The sequence below is a fragment of the Streptomyces flavofungini genome, from assembly GCF_014650815.1.
GTDB classification, from domain to species: domain Bacteria; phylum Actinomycetota; class Actinomycetes; order Streptomycetales; family Streptomycetaceae; genus Streptomyces; species Streptomyces flavofungini.
In genome coordinates, this window is the sequence record NZ_BMVR01000012.1 from 85,683 (window position 1) to 104,507 (window position 18,825).

At 70.8% G+C, this 18,825-nt stretch carries 15 protein-coding genes and 1 pseudogene; 7 read left to right on the forward strand and 9 right to left on the reverse strand.

All coding sequences use genetic code 11. The features are described 5' to 3' along the window. Positions 1-341: 341 nt before the first annotated feature. A complete protein-coding gene (locus IE274_RS28360; RefSeq protein ID WP_190118750.1) occupies positions 342-1,784 on the forward strand; it encodes an RICIN domain-containing protein in 1,443 nt (480 codons plus the stop codon). 85 nt (positions 1,785-1,869) lie between these two features. On the opposite strand, the gene IE274_RS28365 is transcribed toward IE274_RS28360, so the two are convergent. After that, positions 1,870-2,808, reverse strand: coding sequence for an NADP-dependent oxidoreductase (locus IE274_RS28365; RefSeq protein WP_190118751.1), 939 nt, complete (start codon positions 2,806-2,808; stop codon positions 1,870-1,872). Between the two features lie 141 nt (positions 2,809-2,949). On the opposite strand from IE274_RS28365, the gene IE274_RS28370 reads away from it, so the two are divergent. Beyond that, positions 2,950-3,333: a winged helix-turn-helix transcriptional regulator gene (locus tag IE274_RS28370; protein WP_190118752.1), complete on the forward strand. Its 384-nt coding sequence runs from the start codon at positions 2,950-2,952 to the stop codon at positions 3,331-3,333. A gap of 16 nt (positions 3,334-3,349) precedes the next feature. Here the strand turns inward: IE274_RS28370 and IE274_RS28375 are convergent, their stop codons facing one another. Then, on the reverse strand, positions 3,350-4,219 hold the full coding sequence (locus tag IE274_RS28375) for a winged helix-turn-helix transcriptional regulator (protein WP_190118753.1): 870 nt from the start codon (positions 4,217-4,219) through the stop codon (positions 3,350-3,352). Between the two features lie 93 nt (positions 4,220-4,312). On the opposite strand from IE274_RS28375, the gene eno reads away from it, so the two are divergent. Both eno and IE274_RS28385 read left to right on the forward strand, forming a co-directional pair. Continuing rightward, positions 4,313-5,596, forward strand: a complete 1,284-nt coding sequence (eno, locus tag IE274_RS28380; RefSeq protein ID WP_190118754.1) for a phosphopyruvate hydratase — start codon at positions 4,313-4,315, stop codon at positions 5,594-5,596. A gap of 225 nt (positions 5,597-5,821) precedes the next feature. Continuing rightward, positions 5,822-6,982: a serine hydrolase domain-containing protein gene (locus IE274_RS28385; protein WP_190118755.1), complete on the forward strand. Its 1,161-nt coding sequence runs from the start codon at positions 5,822-5,824 to the stop codon at positions 6,980-6,982. 94 nt (positions 6,983-7,076) lie between these two features. Here the strand turns inward: IE274_RS28385 and IE274_RS28390 are convergent, their stop codons facing one another. The 7 genes and pseudogenes from IE274_RS28390 to IE274_RS28420 all read right to left on the reverse strand — a co-directional run bounded on the left by IE274_RS28390 (position 7,077) and on the right by IE274_RS28420 (position 13,814). Beyond that, positions 7,077-7,343, reverse strand: a complete 267-nt coding sequence (locus IE274_RS28390) for a hypothetical protein (protein WP_190118756.1) — start codon at positions 7,341-7,343, stop codon at positions 7,077-7,079. Between the two features lie 166 nt (positions 7,344-7,509). After that, positions 7,510-8,064: a hypothetical protein gene (locus IE274_RS28395; protein WP_190118757.1), complete on the reverse strand. Its 555-nt coding sequence runs from the start codon at positions 8,062-8,064 to the stop codon at positions 7,510-7,512. Positions 8,065-8,252: 188 nt separating this feature from the next. Then, positions 8,253-8,852 carry a dihydrofolate reductase family protein gene (locus tag IE274_RS28400; RefSeq protein WP_190118758.1) on the reverse strand — a complete coding sequence of 200 codons (600 nt, stop codon included), beginning with the start codon at positions 8,850-8,852 and terminating at the stop codon, positions 8,253-8,255. Between the two features lie 46 nt (positions 8,853-8,898). After that, the gene (locus tag IE274_RS28405) at positions 8,899-9,723 is read right to left on the reverse strand and encodes a metalloregulator ArsR/SmtB family transcription factor (RefSeq protein ID WP_190118759.1); all 825 of its coding nucleotides are present in this window, start codon (positions 9,721-9,723) and stop codon (positions 8,899-8,901) included. 425 nt (positions 9,724-10,148) lie between these two features. Next, positions 10,149-11,990, reverse strand: coding sequence for a sigma-70 family RNA polymerase sigma factor (locus IE274_RS28410; protein WP_190118760.1), 1,842 nt, complete (start codon positions 11,988-11,990; stop codon positions 10,149-10,151). A gap of 314 nt (positions 11,991-12,304) precedes the next feature. Then, a pseudogene (locus IE274_RS40440) lies at positions 12,305-12,490 on the reverse strand (LD-carboxypeptidase); the annotation flags it as partial. 304 nt (positions 12,491-12,794) lie between these two features. Then, positions 12,795-13,814 carry a sugar ABC transporter substrate-binding protein gene (locus IE274_RS28420; protein WP_229909887.1) on the reverse strand — a complete coding sequence of 340 codons (1,020 nt, stop codon included), beginning with the start codon at positions 13,812-13,814 and terminating at the stop codon, positions 12,795-12,797. A gap of 230 nt (positions 13,815-14,044) precedes the next feature. On the opposite strand from IE274_RS28420, the gene IE274_RS28425 reads away from it, so the two are divergent. From IE274_RS28425 to IE274_RS28435, 3 genes are all read left to right on the forward strand, one after another. Beyond that, complete coding sequence (locus tag IE274_RS28425) at positions 14,045-14,755, forward strand: FadR/GntR family transcriptional regulator (protein WP_190118907.1); 711 nt, start codon at positions 14,045-14,047, stop codon at positions 14,753-14,755. A 370-nt stretch (positions 14,756-15,125) separates the two neighbouring features. Continuing rightward, positions 15,126-17,435 carry a beta-galactosidase gene (locus IE274_RS28430; protein WP_190118762.1) on the forward strand — a complete coding sequence of 770 codons (2,310 nt, stop codon included), beginning with the start codon at positions 15,126-15,128 and terminating at the stop codon, positions 17,433-17,435. Between the two features lie 168 nt (positions 17,436-17,603). Then, positions 17,604-18,764: an alkaline phosphatase PhoX gene (locus tag IE274_RS28435; RefSeq protein ID WP_190118763.1), complete on the forward strand. Its 1,161-nt coding sequence runs from the start codon at positions 17,604-17,606 to the stop codon at positions 18,762-18,764. Positions 18,765-18,825: the final 61 nt, after the last annotated feature.

Genomic DNA, 18,825 nt, shown 5'->3' on the forward strand with positions numbered 1-18,825 from the left:
GTCCCGTCGCACCACCCGGCACACACGCGGCCCCCGCACCAAGTCGAAGGAAGAACTTGGTGCGGGGGCCGCCTCACGTCGTAGGAGCCGCCCGGCCGCCGGGTGGAGTCCCCGTCCGTTCGCGGACCAGCCGTTGCCGAACGTATTGACGAACCGCATGCCCACCCCTACGGTCCCTCAACAGAGACCCACAGGATTCAACAATTCAGAACATGGCGGGGCGAGTTGAGGATCCGAGCCGATGCGGCTCGCCATCACCCTGTGGCACCTCGCATCGCCCTCGGCCGCGCCCGCCACGCGCCACCGCACTTCGACAGCCACCCGCACCCCGAAGGTTCCCCATGTTCAGACGCACCCTCACCCCCCTCCTGGCGGCCTGCGCGAGCGTCCTCGCGCTGCTGACCGCCGCACCCCCCGCACAGGCCGCCCCGGTCACGCTGACCAACGGCACGCAGTTCAGCGACACCGACGGCGCGCCGGTCCACGCCCACGGCGGCGGGGTCATCAAGGTCGGCTCCGCCTACTACTGGTTCGGCGAGAACCGCGACGGCGGCAACAACTTCAAGGCCGTGTCCGTCTACCGCTCGACCGACCTGAAGTCGTGGGAGTTCAAGAAGGACGTCCTGACCCAGGAGTCCGCCCCCGAGCTGAAAGTCGCCAACATCGAGCGCCCCAAGGTGGTCTACAACAAGTCCACCGGCAAGTTCGTCATGTGGATGCACAAGGAGAAGGGCAACGGCGACTACAGCGAGGCCCGTGCGGCCGTCGCCGTCTCCGACACCGTCGACGGCGACTACACCTGGCAGGGCAGCATGCGCCCGCCGGGCGACGTCACGTCCCGGGACATGACCCTGTTCCAGGACGACGACGGCACGGCCTACCAGATCACCTCGGCCAAGGACAACGCCGACCTGCACATCTACCGGCTCAGCTCCGATTACACCCGTTACGACAAGCTGATCGCCAACCCCTGGGCCGGGACGTACCGCGAGGCGCCCGCGCTGTTCAGGCGTGACGGCGTGTACTTCATGCTCACCTCGGGCAACAGCGGTTGGCAGCCCAACCAGCAGCAGTACGCCACCGCCACCAGCATCGCCGGCCCCTGGACCGAGATGAAGGACGCGGGCAACGACAACGGGTACCACTCCCAGACGACCTTCGTCCTGCCCGTGCAAGGGAGTTCGGGCACTTCGTACCTGTACATGGGCGATCGCTGGGGCAACTCCATGGGCGGCATGGTCAACGACTCGCAGTACGTCTGGCTGCCGCTGTCGTTCCCGGCCAGGACCCGGCTGACCCTGCCGTGGTACCCGAAGGTCACCGTCGACGCCGCCGCCGGGACCGTCAAGGGCGCGGAGGGCGGCCCGCACGTCAACCTGGTGGCCCGGCACAGCGGCAAGTGCCTCGACGTGTCCGACGATGCCGCCGCCGACAACACGAGCGTGGTCCAGTACGGCTGCGGCTCCGGCCTCAACCAGCAGTGGCGGTTCGAGGACGCGGGCGGCGGATACGTCCGCGTCCTCGCCCAGCACAGCGGCAAGTGCCTGGACGTGGCCGACGAGTCCATGGACGACGGTGCTGTCGTGAACCAGTACCGCTGCGGGGGTGGAGCCCATCAGCAGTGGCAGTTCCAGAAGCAGGGCGACGGGCACTACCGGCTGACGGCTCGGCACAGCGGCAAGTGCCTCGCTGTGGCGGATGCCTCGGACCAGGACGGTGCCCGTCTTGTGCAGCAGCCCTGCGGCAGCGGTGCGGAGCAGCAGTTTCAGCGGCGCGCCGCCTGAGGCGAGGGGCCCGGGCCCCTCGGCGTGAGCCAGGGGGCCTCGGCCGGACGCCCTGGCTCGGGGCGTCTCGGCCGGACGGCCCGGCTCAGGGTACGAGGACGAGGCGGCCGCGCAGGACCTCGCGGTCGTCAAGTCGGCGGTGGGCCCGCACCGCCTCGGCCAGCGGCATCGTGTCGGCGACGCGCGCGGTGAGTCGGCCGTCCTCGGCCAGCGCGGAGAGCCGGGCGAGGGCCGCGTCGTCGGCGGCGACCCACTGTTCGGTCACCGTGATGCCGCGCAGCGGTACCGGCGCGGCGCCGCCGACGACGGAGACGAAGGAGCCGTGGTTGCGTACGGCTCCCAGCGCCGCCACGCCGAGCACGGCGGTGTCTAGGGCGGCGTCCACGCCACCGGGCACCAGGGCGCGGACGTCCTCGGCGAGATCACCGGAGCGGGGTACGAACCACTGGGCTCCCACGGCTCGTGCGAACTCCTCGTCGGCGGCCCCGGCGTACGCCACCACCCGCAGCCCGCGCAGGGCGGCCAGTTGCACCGCGTAGCCGCCGACGGCTCCCGCCGCCCCGGTCACCAGCAGGGTCGCGCCCGGTGCCAGGACGAGCCGGTCCAGGGCCTGGAGGGCGGTGAGTCCGTTCAGCGGCAGCGTGGCGGCCTCGGCGGCGGAGAGCCGCGCCGGGGCCGCCGCGACCGCGGCGGCGTCCAGCACGACGAAGTCGGCGTACGTGCCGAGCGTGACGTCCAGCCGGTCCCGCACTCCGATCACCCGCTCCCCCGGCGCGAACCCCCTTACCCCCGGGCCGACTTCGTCGATGCTCCCCGCGACATCCCAGCCGATGCCGACGACGTCCCGGGGCGGCAGCAGTCCCGCCGCACCAAGGGCCCCGGACCGCGTCAGCGCGTCGACCGGATTGACGGCGGCCGCCTCGACGCGGATGCGCACCTGCCCGACACCGGCGGTCGGCACCGGCACTTCCACCAGCTCCAGGGCCTCCGGCCCGCCCGCTTCCCGCACCACGACCGCGCGCATGCGCGACTCCTCCCGTTGCACCTCGCTCGGCGTTGCCCGACGGCGCTTCCGCGCTTCGCCGCACGCCTGCGACCTTATGGAGAGCTACTCTCCATAAGGAAGAAGGCACTTCAAGGTGCCCACCGCACGGGAAGGAGAGCCATGAGCAAGCGCGCCGAGGATCGCGCCGCCGCCTACGACGCCTACCTCGCCGAGTGCCCCGCACGGCACCTGCTGGACCGCATCAGCAACAAGTGGGTCAGCCTGATCGTCAACGCCCTGGCCGAGGGCCCGCAGCGTTACTCCGATCTGGCCCGGCGCCTCGCGAGCGTGAGCCAGAAGATGCTCACCCAGAGCCTGCGCAACCTCGAACGCGACGGCCTCCTCACCCGGACCGTCACCCCCTCCGTGCCGGTCCGGGTCGACTACTCCCTCACCCCGCTCGGCGAGTCCCTGGTCCCGCTGATGCGGGCGATCAAGGCGTGGGCCGAGGAGAACATGGACGAGGTCCTGGGGGCCCGCGCCGAGTACGACGCGACTGCTTGATTCCGGGCACGCGGGCTCAGGTCGCGCGGGCGCACTCGGCGGCCAGTCGCAGGCTCTCCGCCACCGCGTCCGGGATGTCGACAACCGGGAACAGCACGTGGCGTACGGTCCGTTCGGCGTCGACGATCAGGATCAGGCGCTTGTGGCGCAGCCTGCCCGCGCCGCGGAAGGTCGGCAGGCGCAGGGCGGCCGCCAGTTGGTGGGCGGCGTCGGAGAACAGGGCGTACGGGACCTGCTCGGCGCGCGCGAACTCCGCCTGCTCGTGGATGAGTTGGGTGCTGATGCCGCGTACCTCCACGCGCATCCGCTGGAAGTCGGGCCAGGCGTCGCGGAAGAGCCGGTTCTCCAGGGTGCAGCCGACCGCGCCGGGGATCGGCGGCTCGCCCCATCGGATGCCCGTGCCGGGGTAGGTGAACAGGACGGTCGCGGCGGCGTCCGGGGAGAGCAGGGGCAGGTCGGCGCCCTGCGGGCCGGGCAGGTCGAGGCCGCCGGGCAGGCGGGTGCCGGTCAGGGCGTGGACGCGGGCGTGTTCGGCGCCGTCCGCCTCGGTGGTGCCGGTGAGACTGCCGTCGCCCAGGACCCACCGGTCGCCCCAGTCCTGCATGGCGACGAGGAGCGGGAGCAGGCCGGCTCCGGCGTCGGTGAGCAGGTATTCGTAACGCACCGGACGCCGTTGGTAGAGGCTGCGGCGCAGCACGCCCTGGGCGACGAGGCGGCCGAGGCGCTCGGTGAGGACCTTGCGGGACAGTCCGATCTCGGCGGCGAGCGCGTCGAAGCGGACGTGGCCGCGGGCGACCTCGCGCAGCACCAGCACGTTCCACCAGTCGCCAAGGACCAGGGCGGCCTGGGCGATGCCGCAGGTCTCGTCAGCGTTGTGCATCCTCATGCACCCATAGTAGGTTCCTTTTCGGGACCCACTTTGTTTCCTCTTGGAACTTACCGCCCGCCGGAGCGCGGGCCCAGCGCGAGGAGTTGCACCGTGACCGCCATCAGCCGGGTCGTCGCACGCGAGATCATCGACAGCCGGGGCAACCCGACCGTCGAGGTCGACGTAGAGCTCAAGGACGGTTCGCTCGGCCGCGCGGCCGTTCCCTCGGGCGCCTCCACCGGAGCCAGGGAGGCGGTGGAGCTGCGGGACGGCGACCCGCGCCGGTACCACGGCAAGGGAGTTCGGCTTGCCGTCGACGCCGTGAACGAGAGCATCGCGGACGCCGTGACCGGCCTCGACGCCGAGGACCAGGCGACCGTGGACCGCACGATGATCGACCTGGACGGTACGGACACCAAGTCGCGGCTCGGCGCCAACGCCCTGCTCGGCGTCTCCCTGGCCACCGCCAAGGCCGCCGCTGCCGCCCACCGGCTGCCGCTCTACCGTTACGTCGGCGGGGTCGACGCCCGCCTCCTGCCGGTGCCGATGATGAACATCGTCAACGGCGGTGCGCACGCGGACAATCCGCTCGACTTCCAGGAGTTCATGATCGCCCCGATCGGCGCGGCGACGTTCGCCGAGGCCGTCCGGATGGGCTCGGAGGTCTTCCACACCCTGCGCGGCAACCTGGTCGCCGCCGGGCACAGCGTGAACGTCGGCGACGAGGGCGGCTTCGCCCCCGACCTGCGCACCGCCGACGAGGCCCTCGACTTCGTCGTACGCGCCATCGAGCAGACCGGGTACAAGCCCGGCACCGACATCACCCTCGTCATGGACCCGGCCACCTCGGAGTTCTTCCACGACGGGGTCTACGACTACGCGGGCGAGGGCGTCCGCCGCACCCCCGCCGAGCACGCCGACTACCTCGCCGCCCTCGTCGACCGCTACCCCGTCGCCTCCATCGAGGACCCGATGGCCGAGGACGACCACGACGGCTGGCGCGACCTGACCGCCCGCCTCGGCGACCGCTGCCAGCTCACCGGCGACGACGTCTTCTGCACCAACGAGACGCTCCTGAGCGCCGGGATCCGCGACGGCGTCGCCAACTCGATCCTGGTGAAGGTCAACCAGATCGGCACCCTCACCGAGACCCTGGCCACGGTCTCCACCGCCCACCGCGCCGGCTACACCGTGGTCATGTCCCACCGCTCCGGCGAGACCGAGGACACCACGATCGCGGACCTCGCCGTCGCCACGGGCTGCGGCCAGATCAAGACCGGCTCCCTGTCCCGCTCGGACCGCACCGCCAAGTACAACCAGCTGTTCCGGATCGAGGAGGAGCTGGGCGCCCAGGCGCGGTATGCGGGGCGCGAGGCGCTGGGGCTGCGCGGCTGAGGTCCACGACTCCGGCACCCGGCGCCAACTCCGGCTCCGGCTCACCGATGCCGGGCATGCCGGGGGTCCCGGGGATGCCGGGGTCTGGGTGTATCGCAGGCGTATCGGAAAACGCATACGCCGCCACAACCGCCTCCTGCCTTCCATGGAGTCACGGACCACAGGGGTCCGTGCCGAGGCCATGGCGCCCCGGCTTCGGAAGGTGATCTGGAGAAGGAGCGTGCCGTGCCGAACGAGAACGTTCGTCCGCCGCTGAGGAGGGCCGGTCTGGCCGCCGGTGTCGCCCTGCTGCTGATGGCCCAGGCCGGGCCTGCCACCGCCGCCCCGGCGCGGGGCGGCAACGTGCAGCAGGCGATGGAGCAACTGGCCAGGATTCCCGGGGTCGTGGGGGTCGTCGGCGGGGCCTACGTCGACGGGAGATCCATCGGGCTCGGCAGCGCGGGTTCCCGGTTGCTGGACGGCCGGGGCGGGAGGATACCCCCGGACGCCCGCTTCCGGATCTGGTCGCAGACCAAGCAGATGGTGGCCACCGTGGTCCTGCGACTGGTCGAGGAGGGCAAGTTGGGCGTGGACGACAAGCTCGCCGACCTGCTGCCGGAGGTGGTGGAGAAGGATCTGGTGACACGGGCCGACGAGATCACGGTGCGGCAGCTGCTCCGGCACACCTCCGGCATTCCCGACTGGTACGCCGGCAAGCCGAACCCGGACGGGAGCGAGGGAGAGCCCTCGTTCGACGTGTTCGACTTCTCGACCCACTACCGGCCGCAGGATCTGGTGGCGTGGAGCCGTGCTCGGCCCCGGACCGGGGAGCCGGGCGAGAAGTGGTCCTACTCCAACACCAACCACACCCTGCTCGGCCTGATCATCGAGAGGGTGACCGGCCATGACCTGGCCACCGAGCTGGACACGCACCTGTTCGGCCCGCTCAAGATGACCAAGACCTACCTCATGGTCAAGCCGCCGGACGGCGTCAAGGGGCCGCACGGACACGGCTATTACCCCGACGCAGGCGGCAGGCTGCGCGACGTGGACCGGTTCAACGCCAGCCTGGCCGGCGCGGGGGCCGGAGGCGTGGTCTCCACCGCGCACGACGTGAGCGCCTTCAACCGCGCGTTCACGCAGGGGAAACTGCTGCCGCCGGAACTCCAGCGAATCCTGACCGACCGGCTGTCTGACGCCCCGCGCCCCCGAGGCAGCGACCGCAGCCGTTGCGGCGACGACTTCTCCATCACGGGCGGGTTGGCCCCCGGCTCCGTCGCCATGACCTTCTACTCAGCGGACGGCCGTCGGCAACTCGCGGTGTCGTTCACCCTGAGCGTCAAGCCCAGCGCCGTGGAGCTCGACATGGGCAAGGCCCTGGAGACCATCTTCTGCCCGTCCCCCTGAGAAGTCATTCCGTTCGGCGTGGGAGGCGGTGTCTGCCCGGCATCGCTGCCGGGCAGACACCGCCTTGAGGGCAACGATCCGGCCCCGGCCCTGGTCAGGAGGGCTCGGTGAGAACCCACAACTGCCAGACTCCGGCGGGCCGGCACTCGTAGGCGCGTACGCCGTTCTCCATGTACCACCGGCCGCGCTCATGGCAGCGGTTCTCCTCGGCCGGAGGAAAGTCCGCCACGTGGTGCCAGCCTGGCCCGGCCGCCGGCATGGACTGTACGGGCGTGGGTGCGGGGGCGGCGGCCGCGGCGGTCGCGCCGTGGCTCGCCACCAGCAGCGACGCGGCCGCAGCCGCGAGGAGAACGCGTTTCATGGTTCGCATGGAACGCATCCTTCCGCAGCTGGCGGGCCCCATCGATGGAGACCGCTCCGCCTTCCCCCGATTGGCCTAGAGGGTGGTACATGCAGCCTGACCGTGGGACATGACGCGGTTCTTGACGGTGCGGCAGTCTGCGCGCCCGCCCATCGCCATTGGTGACTCATCGCGTTCTCAGCTTGCGGTGTCCGGCCCGGTCTTTCGCGATGTTTCGTATCTTCTTGCTGCAGCCTGACCCGGCGAGCAGGGCGAGTACCGCCGGCGACGTCGACTGCTCGGCGAGGACGCGCTGCATCCAGTACGTGACGTTCGCCAACTCGACCGGTGTCGGCATGTGACCGTCCTCGACGGACAGGTAGAACAGCCAGTCGTGGATGCGGCGGCGGATGAACTCGCGGTACCCCTCCGCCGGGAGCCGGTCGATCTCCGGCAGCAGTTCGGCCGACCACTGCCGGAACTCGGCAGGACCGGTCATCTGCATCGCGATCCTGTCCACGAGGGCGACCACCGCCGTCTTGGACCCCATCTCGTGGGGGTCGCGCAGGATCGTGGCGACGATCGCGCGGTCCCGGTCGCGGCTCCGCGAGGAAGCGGTCACCGAGACGACGCGTTGGTACGCGGACGATCGGACGTGCTCGTCCGCGAGGGCATCGTCGACGTCCACGTCGACGATCCCGGCCCCCGCCAGCAACTCGGCCACATCGGAACGCAATGTCATCGCTTCGTCCCCTCTCGCAGGGCCGGACTCCACACGGATCCCGCCGAGCATGATCCATTCCCTGCGCCAAGGCAACGACGGTGCATGGCTCGCTCCCCGTCGAGGCCGCCATAGAGGGCACCGCGACCGCCACGGTGTTCCGGAGCTGGGCGTCGACCCGCCGCCGGGTCCGCTGATCGGCCGGCCGCTCAGCGGACCCGGTCGTACACCATGGCGATCTCCCCCAGCTCGCCCGCATCCTGCCGCGTGAGCTTCCACTGCGAACCGGGGAGGCCGTCGTCGAACAGCCGCCGCCCGCCCCCGGCGATCTCGGGGCAGACCAGCAGGTACAGCCGGTCGATCAGGTCGGCGGCGAGCAGTGCCTTGATGACGCTTGCGCTGCTGTTGACGAGGATGTCGCCGTCACCGGTGGACTTGAGCTCGGCGATGACGTCGGCGGCCGGGGCGTTCACGACGCGGGTGCGTTCCCACGGGGCTTCGGTCAGGGTGGTCGACAGGACCACCTTCTCCGCGTCGACCAGCCACTTCGCGTAGCCGCGATCGCGCGGGTCGGCGTTCTCGTCCTCGGCGACGGTCGGCCAGTAGCCCAGGAATCCCTCGGCGTTGAGGCGACCGAGCAGGGCTGTCGTCGCGTTCTCCCAGATACGGGTGAGGTGGTCGCGGGCGACCTCGGTGGTCGCGTAGCGGATGATCGCGCCCATGTCGGCGGGGCCTCCGGGGCCGCTGTAGCGCCCGTCGAGGGTGAGGGCGATGTTCGCGGTGACCTTGCGGGCGGTGGAGTCGGTCATGGCTGCGTTTCCTCTTCCGTGTTCTCGGCCTGGGGTCGTTGTTCGTTCACCGGGACGTGCGGACGGCGTCGACGAGCTTGTCGAGGCTCTGCCCGAAGCCGATCTCGATGCCCGCGATGAAGTCGGCGGACTCGACCGTGCTGCCGCTGATCCGGTACTCGACGTCGAGGTCCGTGCCGGTGCCGGCGGGCCGGAGGCCGAAGTCGACGTGGGCGGTGAAGGCGGGGCTGCCGTCGGGAAGGCTCGGGGAGAGCCGGTAGGCGAGGCGTTCACCGGGGCGTACGTCGTCGACAACGCCTTCCCCGTGCCCGGCGACCAGGTCGGAGCCGTCGACGTCGTCGGTGTCGCGGTACTGCAGGACGATGCGGCCTCCCGGGCGCGCCTCGAAGACGAGCTCGGAGACGCGGAGGTCGTCGGGGGTCCACCAGCGGGCGAGCAGGGCCGGATCGGTCAGGTGGCGCCAGATCAGGTCGGGGTGCCCCGTCAGCGACCGGTGGAACGTGAACGAGCGGCCGTCGGACCACCCCGGCTCCACCGCGGTGCGGCGCTCCGTGTCGAGGCTGACTCCGTAGCGGTCGTAGGTCTCGCGCGGGCCGCCCGCCTGGTCCGCGGTGTCGGCCAGCTGGTGGAGCGCGGCTGCCAGGTCCCGCAGGGGTGCGGACCGCAGTGCGTAGATGCGGCGCTGACCGGTGCGCTGCGACGTGACGATTCCGGCGCGCTCGAGATGCTGCAGGTGCTTGGTCGTCTGCGGCTGGCGCGCCTCGGCGAGCTGCGCGAGGACGCCGACCGGGCGGGGCCGCTCGGCCAGGAGGGCCACGAGCCGCCAGCGGGCCGGGTCGGCCAGTGCGGTGAGGAGTGCGTCTGCGTCCATGAGGACCAGTATTCACTCATACGAATATTCGCGTCAAGGAATACCTTTGGACTGCCCGGCCTTGGCGTGTGTCAGAGATGACGACTTGGCCGGTGAGCGCCGCCCGGCCTCGTCGGCGCCGGAGGCGTGATCGATGTGCGACCACGTCAGGTCGACCACGCGCACGAGCTGGTCCGCCCTCGGAAGGCCCGCCCCGAGAGGAGTCAGACGGGGGTCCGCCCCGAGCCACTCAGCGCTCGGCCGCCACCCGCGCCCGATACCCGTGCTCGTCGTCCGACTCCCACGCCCCCGCGCACCCCTTCCACTCGCTCCGCTGCTCACCGCTCGCCGGCACGCTGAGCCGGACGTCCGGGCTTCGGGACGGTCTTCACGGCGGTCTACGCGGCGGTCTACGCGGCGGTCTTCGCAGCAGGCCCTGGGCCCTGCTACCGCCCGAACACCTGGGTCCACGTCCAGTCCTTCTCGACCACGCCGACGCCCATGGTGGTCAGGCCGCAGTTGAGGATGTTCTCGCGGTGGCCCTGCGAGTTCATCCACGACCGCATCACGGAGTCGGGGGAATTCTGCCCGCGGGCGATGTTCTCGGCGCCGGGCGACGGATAGCCCTGGGCCGTGGCCCGGTCGGCGAAGGAGCGGCCGTCCTGGCTGGTGTGGTCGAAGTAGCCGTTGGCGGACATGTCCTCGCTGTGGAGCTGGGCGGCGCGGGAGAGCCTGCCATCGAGCTTCACGGGGCGGCAACCGGCCTTGGCGCGCTCGGTGTTGACGAGGGCCAGGACCTTCTCGGCGGTGGTGTTCGCGGGTGCGGCCGTAGGGGCGGAGGGTGCGGTGGGCCTGGGCTTCGCGGTCTTCGTCTTGGACGGCTTCGGGGCGGGCTTCTTCGTGTGCGAGGGCTTGGGCTTGGGCGAGGGGGACTTGCTCGGCTTCGGCTTCGGCTTGCGCGACGGTGAGGGCGAGGCGGTGGGCGAGGGCGAGTCGTCGGATGCGGCGGACGGCTCGGGCTCGGTGTCGGCCGCGGAGGTCGACTTGTCGTCCTCTCCGTCGCCCGGCAGCAGGTTCAGGCTCGCCATGGTGCCGCCGGTGACGAGTACGGCGACCGCGGCCGCGAGGACGGTGGCGCGGCGCCGCCTGGTTATTCGGCCCTGGCGGCGGTGGCTACGACGGCCGGGGGACGGGCCGTCGCCCACCGGGGTGAGGACGGTGGTGTCGCCGCCGGGCGGGCCGGAGCCGGTCGGCGGGCCGAGGTGGCCCGCCGGGGCGTCCGCGCCCGGGGGTACGCCCAGGCCGTCGTAACCGGGCGGGCCGAAGTCCGCGCCATGCGCGAAGTCCGCACCGTGGGCCAAGTCCGGGCCGTGACCCAAGTCCGGGCCGTGACCGAAATCCGCCCCCTGGGCGACATCCGAGCCATGCGCCAAATCCGACCCGTACGCGACATCCGTACCGTGCCCGACCCCCACCCCGGACGCCCCGCCCCGCCCCAACGCGGCCAGCCCCGCAAGCCCGGCCAGCGCCGTCGGAACCAAGCCGAGACCCACCAGCAGCCCCTCGGCAGGCACCAGCCCCGTCTCGTACCCGGAGCAGGCCGCGCAGTCCCGCACATGCCGTGCGATCCGCTTGCGCCACAGCCCCGACGGATGCCCGTCCCACACCCCGAGCACCGGCTCCAGGCCGGCGCACATCGGCTGCGCGGACAGCGCCCGCACCACGAGCCGGGCGGTCTCCAGCTGCGCCTTCATCCGCTGCACGCGCACCGCGGTGTGCTGCGGCGACAGGCACATGGCGGTGGCCACGTCGCTGCGGTTCAGCTCGCCCGCGGCCTCCAGCCACCACAGCGAGAGCAGCGCGCGGTCGTCGGTGTCCAGCCAGCGGGTGGCCTCCGCCGCTTCCCGCCGCTGGCCCTCAAGCCCTAGGCGCAGGATCGTGAGGTCCACGAAGTCGGCGCCCGGATCGGCCACGTCGTGGGCGTCCTGCAGACCGGACCCGACGGGTGCGGCCTGCTGCTTGTGCCAGTGGCCGCGGATCTGGTTCATCGTGATGGCCACCAGCCAGGACCGGAAGCTGCCCGGGTCCTGGAGCGAACCGAGCGCGCCGAGCGCGCGGATCATCGTCTCCTGCACCACGTCGTCGACGTCCGCGTGCCCGTTCAGCGCCCGGCCCACGATGTTGTACACCAGCGGCAGATACTCGGTGACCAGCTCGTCCTGCGCCCAGAGGGCACCCTGCTGCGCCGCCTCGATCACCGCGGCATGGTGCTCCCCAGTCGCTGCCACAGCCGTCCACGTCCTTTCCCGGTCCCACGCATTGTCCGTCCGACACAAGGGAGACCTCGGACCGGGTGCGGGATAACGGAAAACGGGGCGGCAATCCGATGCGACGGCGACGGGGACATGCCCGGAACGCCCGGGCACGGCTCAGTCCGCCGTGGACGCCAGGCGGCAACCGACACCGAACGCGCAGGGCTCGAGCCGGATCGTGGCGGGCGTTGCCAAGGCTGTCGGCTCACTGACCTGCGTTGCCCAGCCGCCCGGTCCGGTCCCGGTGAGCGTGCGCGCCGCCGGTTCGAGCAGTGCCAAGCTCCGCTGTCGCGCGTCGAGGGCGCCGCTTGCCACGCCCCGCCGAGACCGGGCGTGGCCAAGTCGGCAGGGAACCCGACCAGGCCCGTGCGCGCGTAGAGCACCAGATGCAGCAACGAGATGTCGCTGTAGCCGAGCATCGGCTTGGGGTCGGCGGCGACCGCCTCGACGTCGATCAGGTCGAGGTGGCCGAGCAAGGGTCACCGAGGCCGTATCACGACACCCTCAGCAGCACGCGACACCTTTACCGACCGACCCCCGGCGTGCCCTGCCCGCAGACCCGAGCCGCTCCCCTGCCTCTACCTCGCGAAGCTGCGGTCGGCGCCGCCCGAGGACGCACGCACCACCGTGTGGGCGCGTCCTCGGGCGGCGTTGCCGCGCACCGACCCGTGGTCTCCGCGATACGGGTCGAAAGAGCGTGCCGAGCTGATCAGGCGACAGACCCGCGGACGCGCCGGCTACTCACTGCTCCGCCCCGGCGTCCGCCGCGGCCCCCGGCCGTCACTGGTCATCGTCGTGGAACATCCCGACGTTCTCCTTGGTCACCAGCGGAGCCGACAGCTGGTCCTCAAGCATCCCGTTCGGCAGCCGCACGATGGTCGAGCCGTGGTCGGTGGGGCCGGGCTTGAACTTCTCGCCGTTCATCGCGGCCTTGATGTAGAACATGCCGTACTTGGCGTACGCGTCGGCGGGCTGCGAGACGGTCGCGTCGATCTGGCCCTTGCGGATCGCCTTGAACTCCTGCGGGATGCCGTCGTTCGACACGATCGTGATGTGGTCCTTCGTGCCCGCCGGCTTCAGCATGCCCTTGGACTTGAGGGTCTGGATCGTCGGCGCGAGGTAGACGCCGCCCGCCTGCATGTAGATGCCCTTGATGTCCGGGTTGGAGTTGAGGAGGGTGTCGAGCTTGGACGCGGCGGTGTCGGACTCCCACTTGGCGGGAATCTCCAGCACCTTCACCTTGGGGTACTTGTCCTTCATGCACGCGCGGAAGGCCTTGGAGCGGTCGCGGCCGTTCACGGAGGCGAGATCGCCCATGATCTGGACGACCTTCCCGGTCTTGATCTCGTCGCCGAGGTAGTCACAGGCCTTCTGTCCGTACGCGACGTTGTTCGCACGCACGACCATCGCGACCTTGCCCTTCTCGGGCGCCACGTCGACGGCCACCACGGGCACGCCCTTGCGCTCGGCCTGGTCGAGACCGGCGGAGATCGCGGCGCTGTCGATCGGGGCCACGACCAGGCCCTTCACACCCTGGTTGAGCTGGTTGTTGATGTCGGTGATCTGCTGTGCCGGATCACTGTTGGAGTTGACGGTCTTGAGCGCGTCGACATCCTCGGACTTCGCCATCTTCGGCACGTAGTCGTTGTACGACTGCCAGAACGGCGAGGTCAGCAGCGGCAGGATCACGCCCACCTTCCCCTCACCGCCCGCCTTGCCACCGGATCCCCCGGCATCGTTCGTACTGCCGCAGGCCGAGAGCGTCAGGGCGGCACTGGCGCCAACTGCCGCCACGCGCACTGCCCGTGCTCTGGTCCTGAGGGTTGTTCTGGCCACGTATCGGCTCCATACAAGTGGGGAGGTGAACAGCTCCGACGTCCTGCCGCCGGTGGCACTGAATGAACATCAGATCACTCGGCGGAGTCAATGGCCCAGAACGACTGATCTTCGTCGTAAGCCCGGTCATTGGTCTGATCACTCGCGCGGTTAGACTCTGGCGCACCGGACTTGGAGGAACCGCTGTGGAAGATCTGGACGCGCGCACCGCCCCGCCGAAGGGCACCGTGACACAGCGCGTCATCGACCAGATCAAGGCCATGATCGCCGAGGGGCTTCTCGGTCCCGGCCAACGGCTGCCCACCGAACGCGATTTGGCCGCCCAGCTGGGCGTATCCCGCAGTTCGATGCGCGAGGCCGTCCGCGCGCTGACCTTCATGGGCGCCCTTGAGTCCCGGCACGGGTCAGGGGTGTACGTCACCCAGCTCGCCGCCGGTGACCTCCTGGAGTCCTTCGGTGTCGTCGCCGACCTCTCCCGCGGACCACAGCTGGTCGAACTCCTCGAAGTGCGCAAGGTCCTGGAGTCCACCACGACCGCGCTGGCCGCCGCCCGCATCGACGCCGGCCAACTCGCCGAGGTCGAACAGCACCTGCTGGCCATGGAGTCCACCGACGACACCGAGGAGATCCTCGCCCACGACCTCGCCTTCCACCGGGCCATCAACTACGCCGCGGGCAACGACACCATGGCCGCCGTCCTCGACGGCCTGTCCTCCCGTACCTTCCGCGCCCGGGTGTGGCGCGGCTACCAGGAAGAGGGCGCGATCGACCGCACACGCCGCGAACACCGCCGCATCCACCGGGCGTTGGTCGCCCGGGACCCGGAGTCGGCGCGGATCGCGGCGGCGGCGCACGTCGGCGAGGTCGAGCAGTGGCTGCGAGAACGGCTGGCCGAGAGTCAGTGAAGTGCGGCAGGCCGACCGCGAGTCACTGAAGTCCGCGCCCGCACGGAGAGCACGGGCATAGCCCAACCCGTCAAGCGCCATGCGGCGAGCGGCGAGCGGCGAGCGGCGAGCAATGAAAGACCCCCACAGGCGCGCGAGTTGGCACACCGGGCCACGCCACCCCATGCCCGCCTGTCGGTTCAGGATTGAAATTGCTGGATCCTGTCCGTTCCTGTTGACATGTGCGCGGTCGAGTCCTAGGAACGTAGGGGCTTTCCGCCCCGCGCTCTCCCGCCCTGCCCTGTCCCACGCGCCCCCACAGCAACGCGCCCTCCTGGACGCGGAGTTCGGCACGCGCCCAGCGACTCCTCCTCAGTCTGGAGCACCCCCCATGGACAGACGCGACTTCCTCGTCATCAGCGCCCTCACCCCGCTCGCCGCCACCCTCGGCACCGGGTCCCCCGCCGTGGCCGCCGACCACACCTTCGGGTTCTCGGCGGACGGCAGCCAGTTCCTGCTCGACGGCAAGCCCTTCCAGATCCGCAGCGGCGAACTGCACCCGTGCCGTATCCCCGTGCAGTACTGGCGTCACCGCATCCGCATGGCCAAGGCCATGGGCATGAACACCATCGGGGTCTACCTGATGTGGAACTACCTCGAAGAGCGCCCCGGCGTCTTCGACCTCACCACCGACCGGCACGACTTCGCCGCGTTCATCCGGCTGTGCCAGCAGGAGAACATGTGGGTGCTCCTGCGGCCGGGGCCCTATGTGTGCGCCGAGTGGGACCTCGGCGGCCTGCCCGCCTGGCTGCTGAAGGACCCGGCGGCCAAGATCCGCGTACGGTCCGCGGCCGATCCCGGCTACATGGCCGCCGTCCGCCGCTACATCAAGAAGATCGCGCCGGTCGTCAAGCCGCTCCTGGTCGCGGGCGGCGGGCCCGTCCTGATGGTGCAGATCGAGAACGAGTACGGCTCGTACGGCAACGACTCCACGTACGTCGCCGAGGTCCGGCAGGCCTGGCTCGACGCCGGGATCTCCGGCCCCTTCTACACGCAGGACGGGCTGAGCCAGGTCCAGCACAACCACACCAACGTGCCCGGCGGGGCCATCGGCCTGTCCGACGGCGACGCGGGGGCCATCGCCGCCTGCCGCGGCAGCTTCCCCGACGTGCCCGCGTTCATCGGCGAGTCGTGGGCCGGGTGGTTCACCGCCTGGGGCGACAGCACCTTCGGCGGGACCGGCAAGGACAAGTCGCCGGTGCTGCGCGGCCTGATGGAGTCCAAGCTGTCGTTCAACATCTACATGATCCACGGCGGTACGAGCTTCGGGTACTGGGCCGGGGCCAACGCCAACGACGACGGCGCCAACTACACGCCCGACATCACCAGTTACGACTACAGCGCGGCCATCACCGAGCAGGGGCGGCCCGGCGCGAAGTACCACGCCTACCGCGACCTCATCGACCGCCACCTCGACGAGCCGCTGCCCGCGCTCCCCGCCCCCGTCCCCACCATCACCCCGAGCCCGGTCACGCCCACGGCCTACGCCTCCCTCTGGGACAACCTCCCCGCCGCGCTGCCCCCGTCCCAGACCGTCGACGCCCGGCCGATGGAGAGCTACGACCAGAACTCCGGCTTCATCCTCTACCGCCGCCCCCTCGCGGGCTACTCCGGAGCGACCCTCGACGTCGACGGCGTACACGACTACGCCACCGTCTTCCTCGACGGCGCCTACCAGGGCGGATTCAGCCGGCCCGCGGTGCCCTCGTCGTACACCGAGCCCCTGAAGGTGACCATGGGCACCAGCCTCAAGCTGGGCGCCGCGGACGCCGACCCGACGCTGGACATCCTGGTCGAGGGCCTCGGCCGGGTGAACTTCGGCCGCTACGTCGACCGCAAGGGGATCACGGGACGGGTCGCGCTGTCCGACGCCGGGGCGCTCGACGGCCCCCTCACCCGCTGGCAGACGTACTCCCTGCCCGTGGACGAGAAGTTCGTGGCCAGGCTGCGGCCGCGCATCAGCGACCCGCAGCGGGGCGGCCTCTTCTTCCGCGCCGCCCTCACCCTCGGCAGGACCGGCGACACCTATCTGGACCTGTCCGGCTGGACCAAGGGTGTGGTGTGGGTCAACGGCCACAACCTGGGGCGGTACTGGTCCGTGGGTCCCCAGCAGCGCCTGTACTGCCCGGCGCCCTGGCTGAAGGCGGGCCGGAACGAGATCGTCGTGTTCGATCTGCACCAGACCGCGCCGAAGCCGATCCGCTTCGCCGCCGCGCTGCAGAGCGTCTGCGTCCTCACCAACCGGCGCAGCGGCAAGGCCCTCGACGTACCCGACGAGTCCACCGCCCAAGGCGTCCAACTCGTCCAGTGGCCGCGGCAGAACACCCCCAACCAACAGTGGGTGCTCGCCACCCTGGACCACGGGGCCGCCACCCTGGCGGCCGCGCACTCGGGCCACGTCGCCGACGTGCAAGGCGCGTCCACGTCCCCCGGTGCCCCGGTCGTCCAGTGGCCCGCCCACCGCGGCGCGAACCAGCGGTGGCGCGTCACCGCCGCCGACGGCGGCTACGTGAAGCTCGTCAACGTCCACAGCGGCAAGGTCCTCGGCGTCGAGGGCAACTCCACCGCGGACAAGGCGACGGTCGTCCAGCAGGACGACAGCGGTGACGCGAGCCAGCACTGGCGGCTCAACGAGGTGTAGCCGGTCCGGTGCTGCCTGTACGTAGCGACCTCCTCACCCGTTGGCCAGAAAGAGTTCGCCCAGGGGGGTCTGATCAGCCACGCGCGGCGGCCCTAAGTTCGCCTCGATGACCAGTCGGCCAGGTGCTCAACCCATCGTTGTCCGCCCTTCCTTAACGAAGGAGTAGATGTGGAACGTCGTACCTTCCTGCGCGGAGCCGTCATCGGCACCTCGGCCGCGACCTTCGGCGGCGCCCTCATGCAGGGCGCCGCCTACGCCGCCCCGGCCCAGAACGGCCCCGGCCCCTACGGTGCGCTCGGCACCGCCGACGCCAACGGCATCCAACTGCCCAGCGGCTTCACCAGCCGGGTCATCGCCCGCTCCGGCCAGACCGTCCCCGGCACGTCCTACACCTGGCACAACGCCCCCGACGGCGGCGCCTGTTTCGCCGACGGCGCGGGCTGGATCTACGTGTCCAACTCGGAGATCAACCCCAGCGGCGGCGCGAGCGCCGTGAAGTTCAACTCCTCGGCCACCGTCACCGGCGCCCACCGCATCCTGTCCAGCACCCGGCAGAACTGCGCGGGCGGCGCCACCCCGTGGAACACCTGGCTCTCCTGCGAGGAGGTCTCCCTCGGCTACGTCTACGAGACCGACCCGTGGGGCGTGGCCGCCGCCACCCGGCGCGACGCCATGGGCCGCTTCAAACACGAGGCCGCCGCCGCGGACCCGGGGCGCCAGGTGATCTACCTGACCGAGGACGAGAGCGACGGCTGCTTCTACCGGTTCCAGCCGACCACGTGGGGCAACCTCTCCGCCGGCACCCTGCAGGTCCTGGTCGCCGGAACCGGCACCTCCGGCTCCTTCACCTGGGCGACCGTGCCGGACCCGGACGGCTCCCCCACCACGACCCGCAACCAGGTCTCCGGCGCGAAGCGTTTCAACGGCGGCGAGGGCTGCCACTACGCGGGCGACACCGTCTGGTTCACCACCAAGGGCGACAACCGCGTCTGGCAGCTCAACCTCACCGGCAACACCTACGAACTCGCCTACGACGACAACCTCGTCAACCCCGGCCCCGCCCCCCTGACCGGCGTCGACAACGTCACCGGTTCCTCATCCGGCGACCTGTTCATCGCCGAGGACGGCGGCAACATGGAGATCTGCATCATCACCCCGGACGACATCGTCGCGCCGTTCCTGCGCATCACCGGCCAGTCCGCCTCGGAGATCACCGGCCCGGCCTTCTCCCCCAACGGCTCCCGCCTGTACTTCTCCAGCCAGCGCGGCACGTCGGGGAGCTCTTCGGGCGGCATCACGTACGAGGTCACGGGCCCCTTCCGCACCTGACGATCGCACCCCCGGGGCCGCCCCGGAACGACGGCGGCGGTCCCGGGCGGCAGTCCCGCTG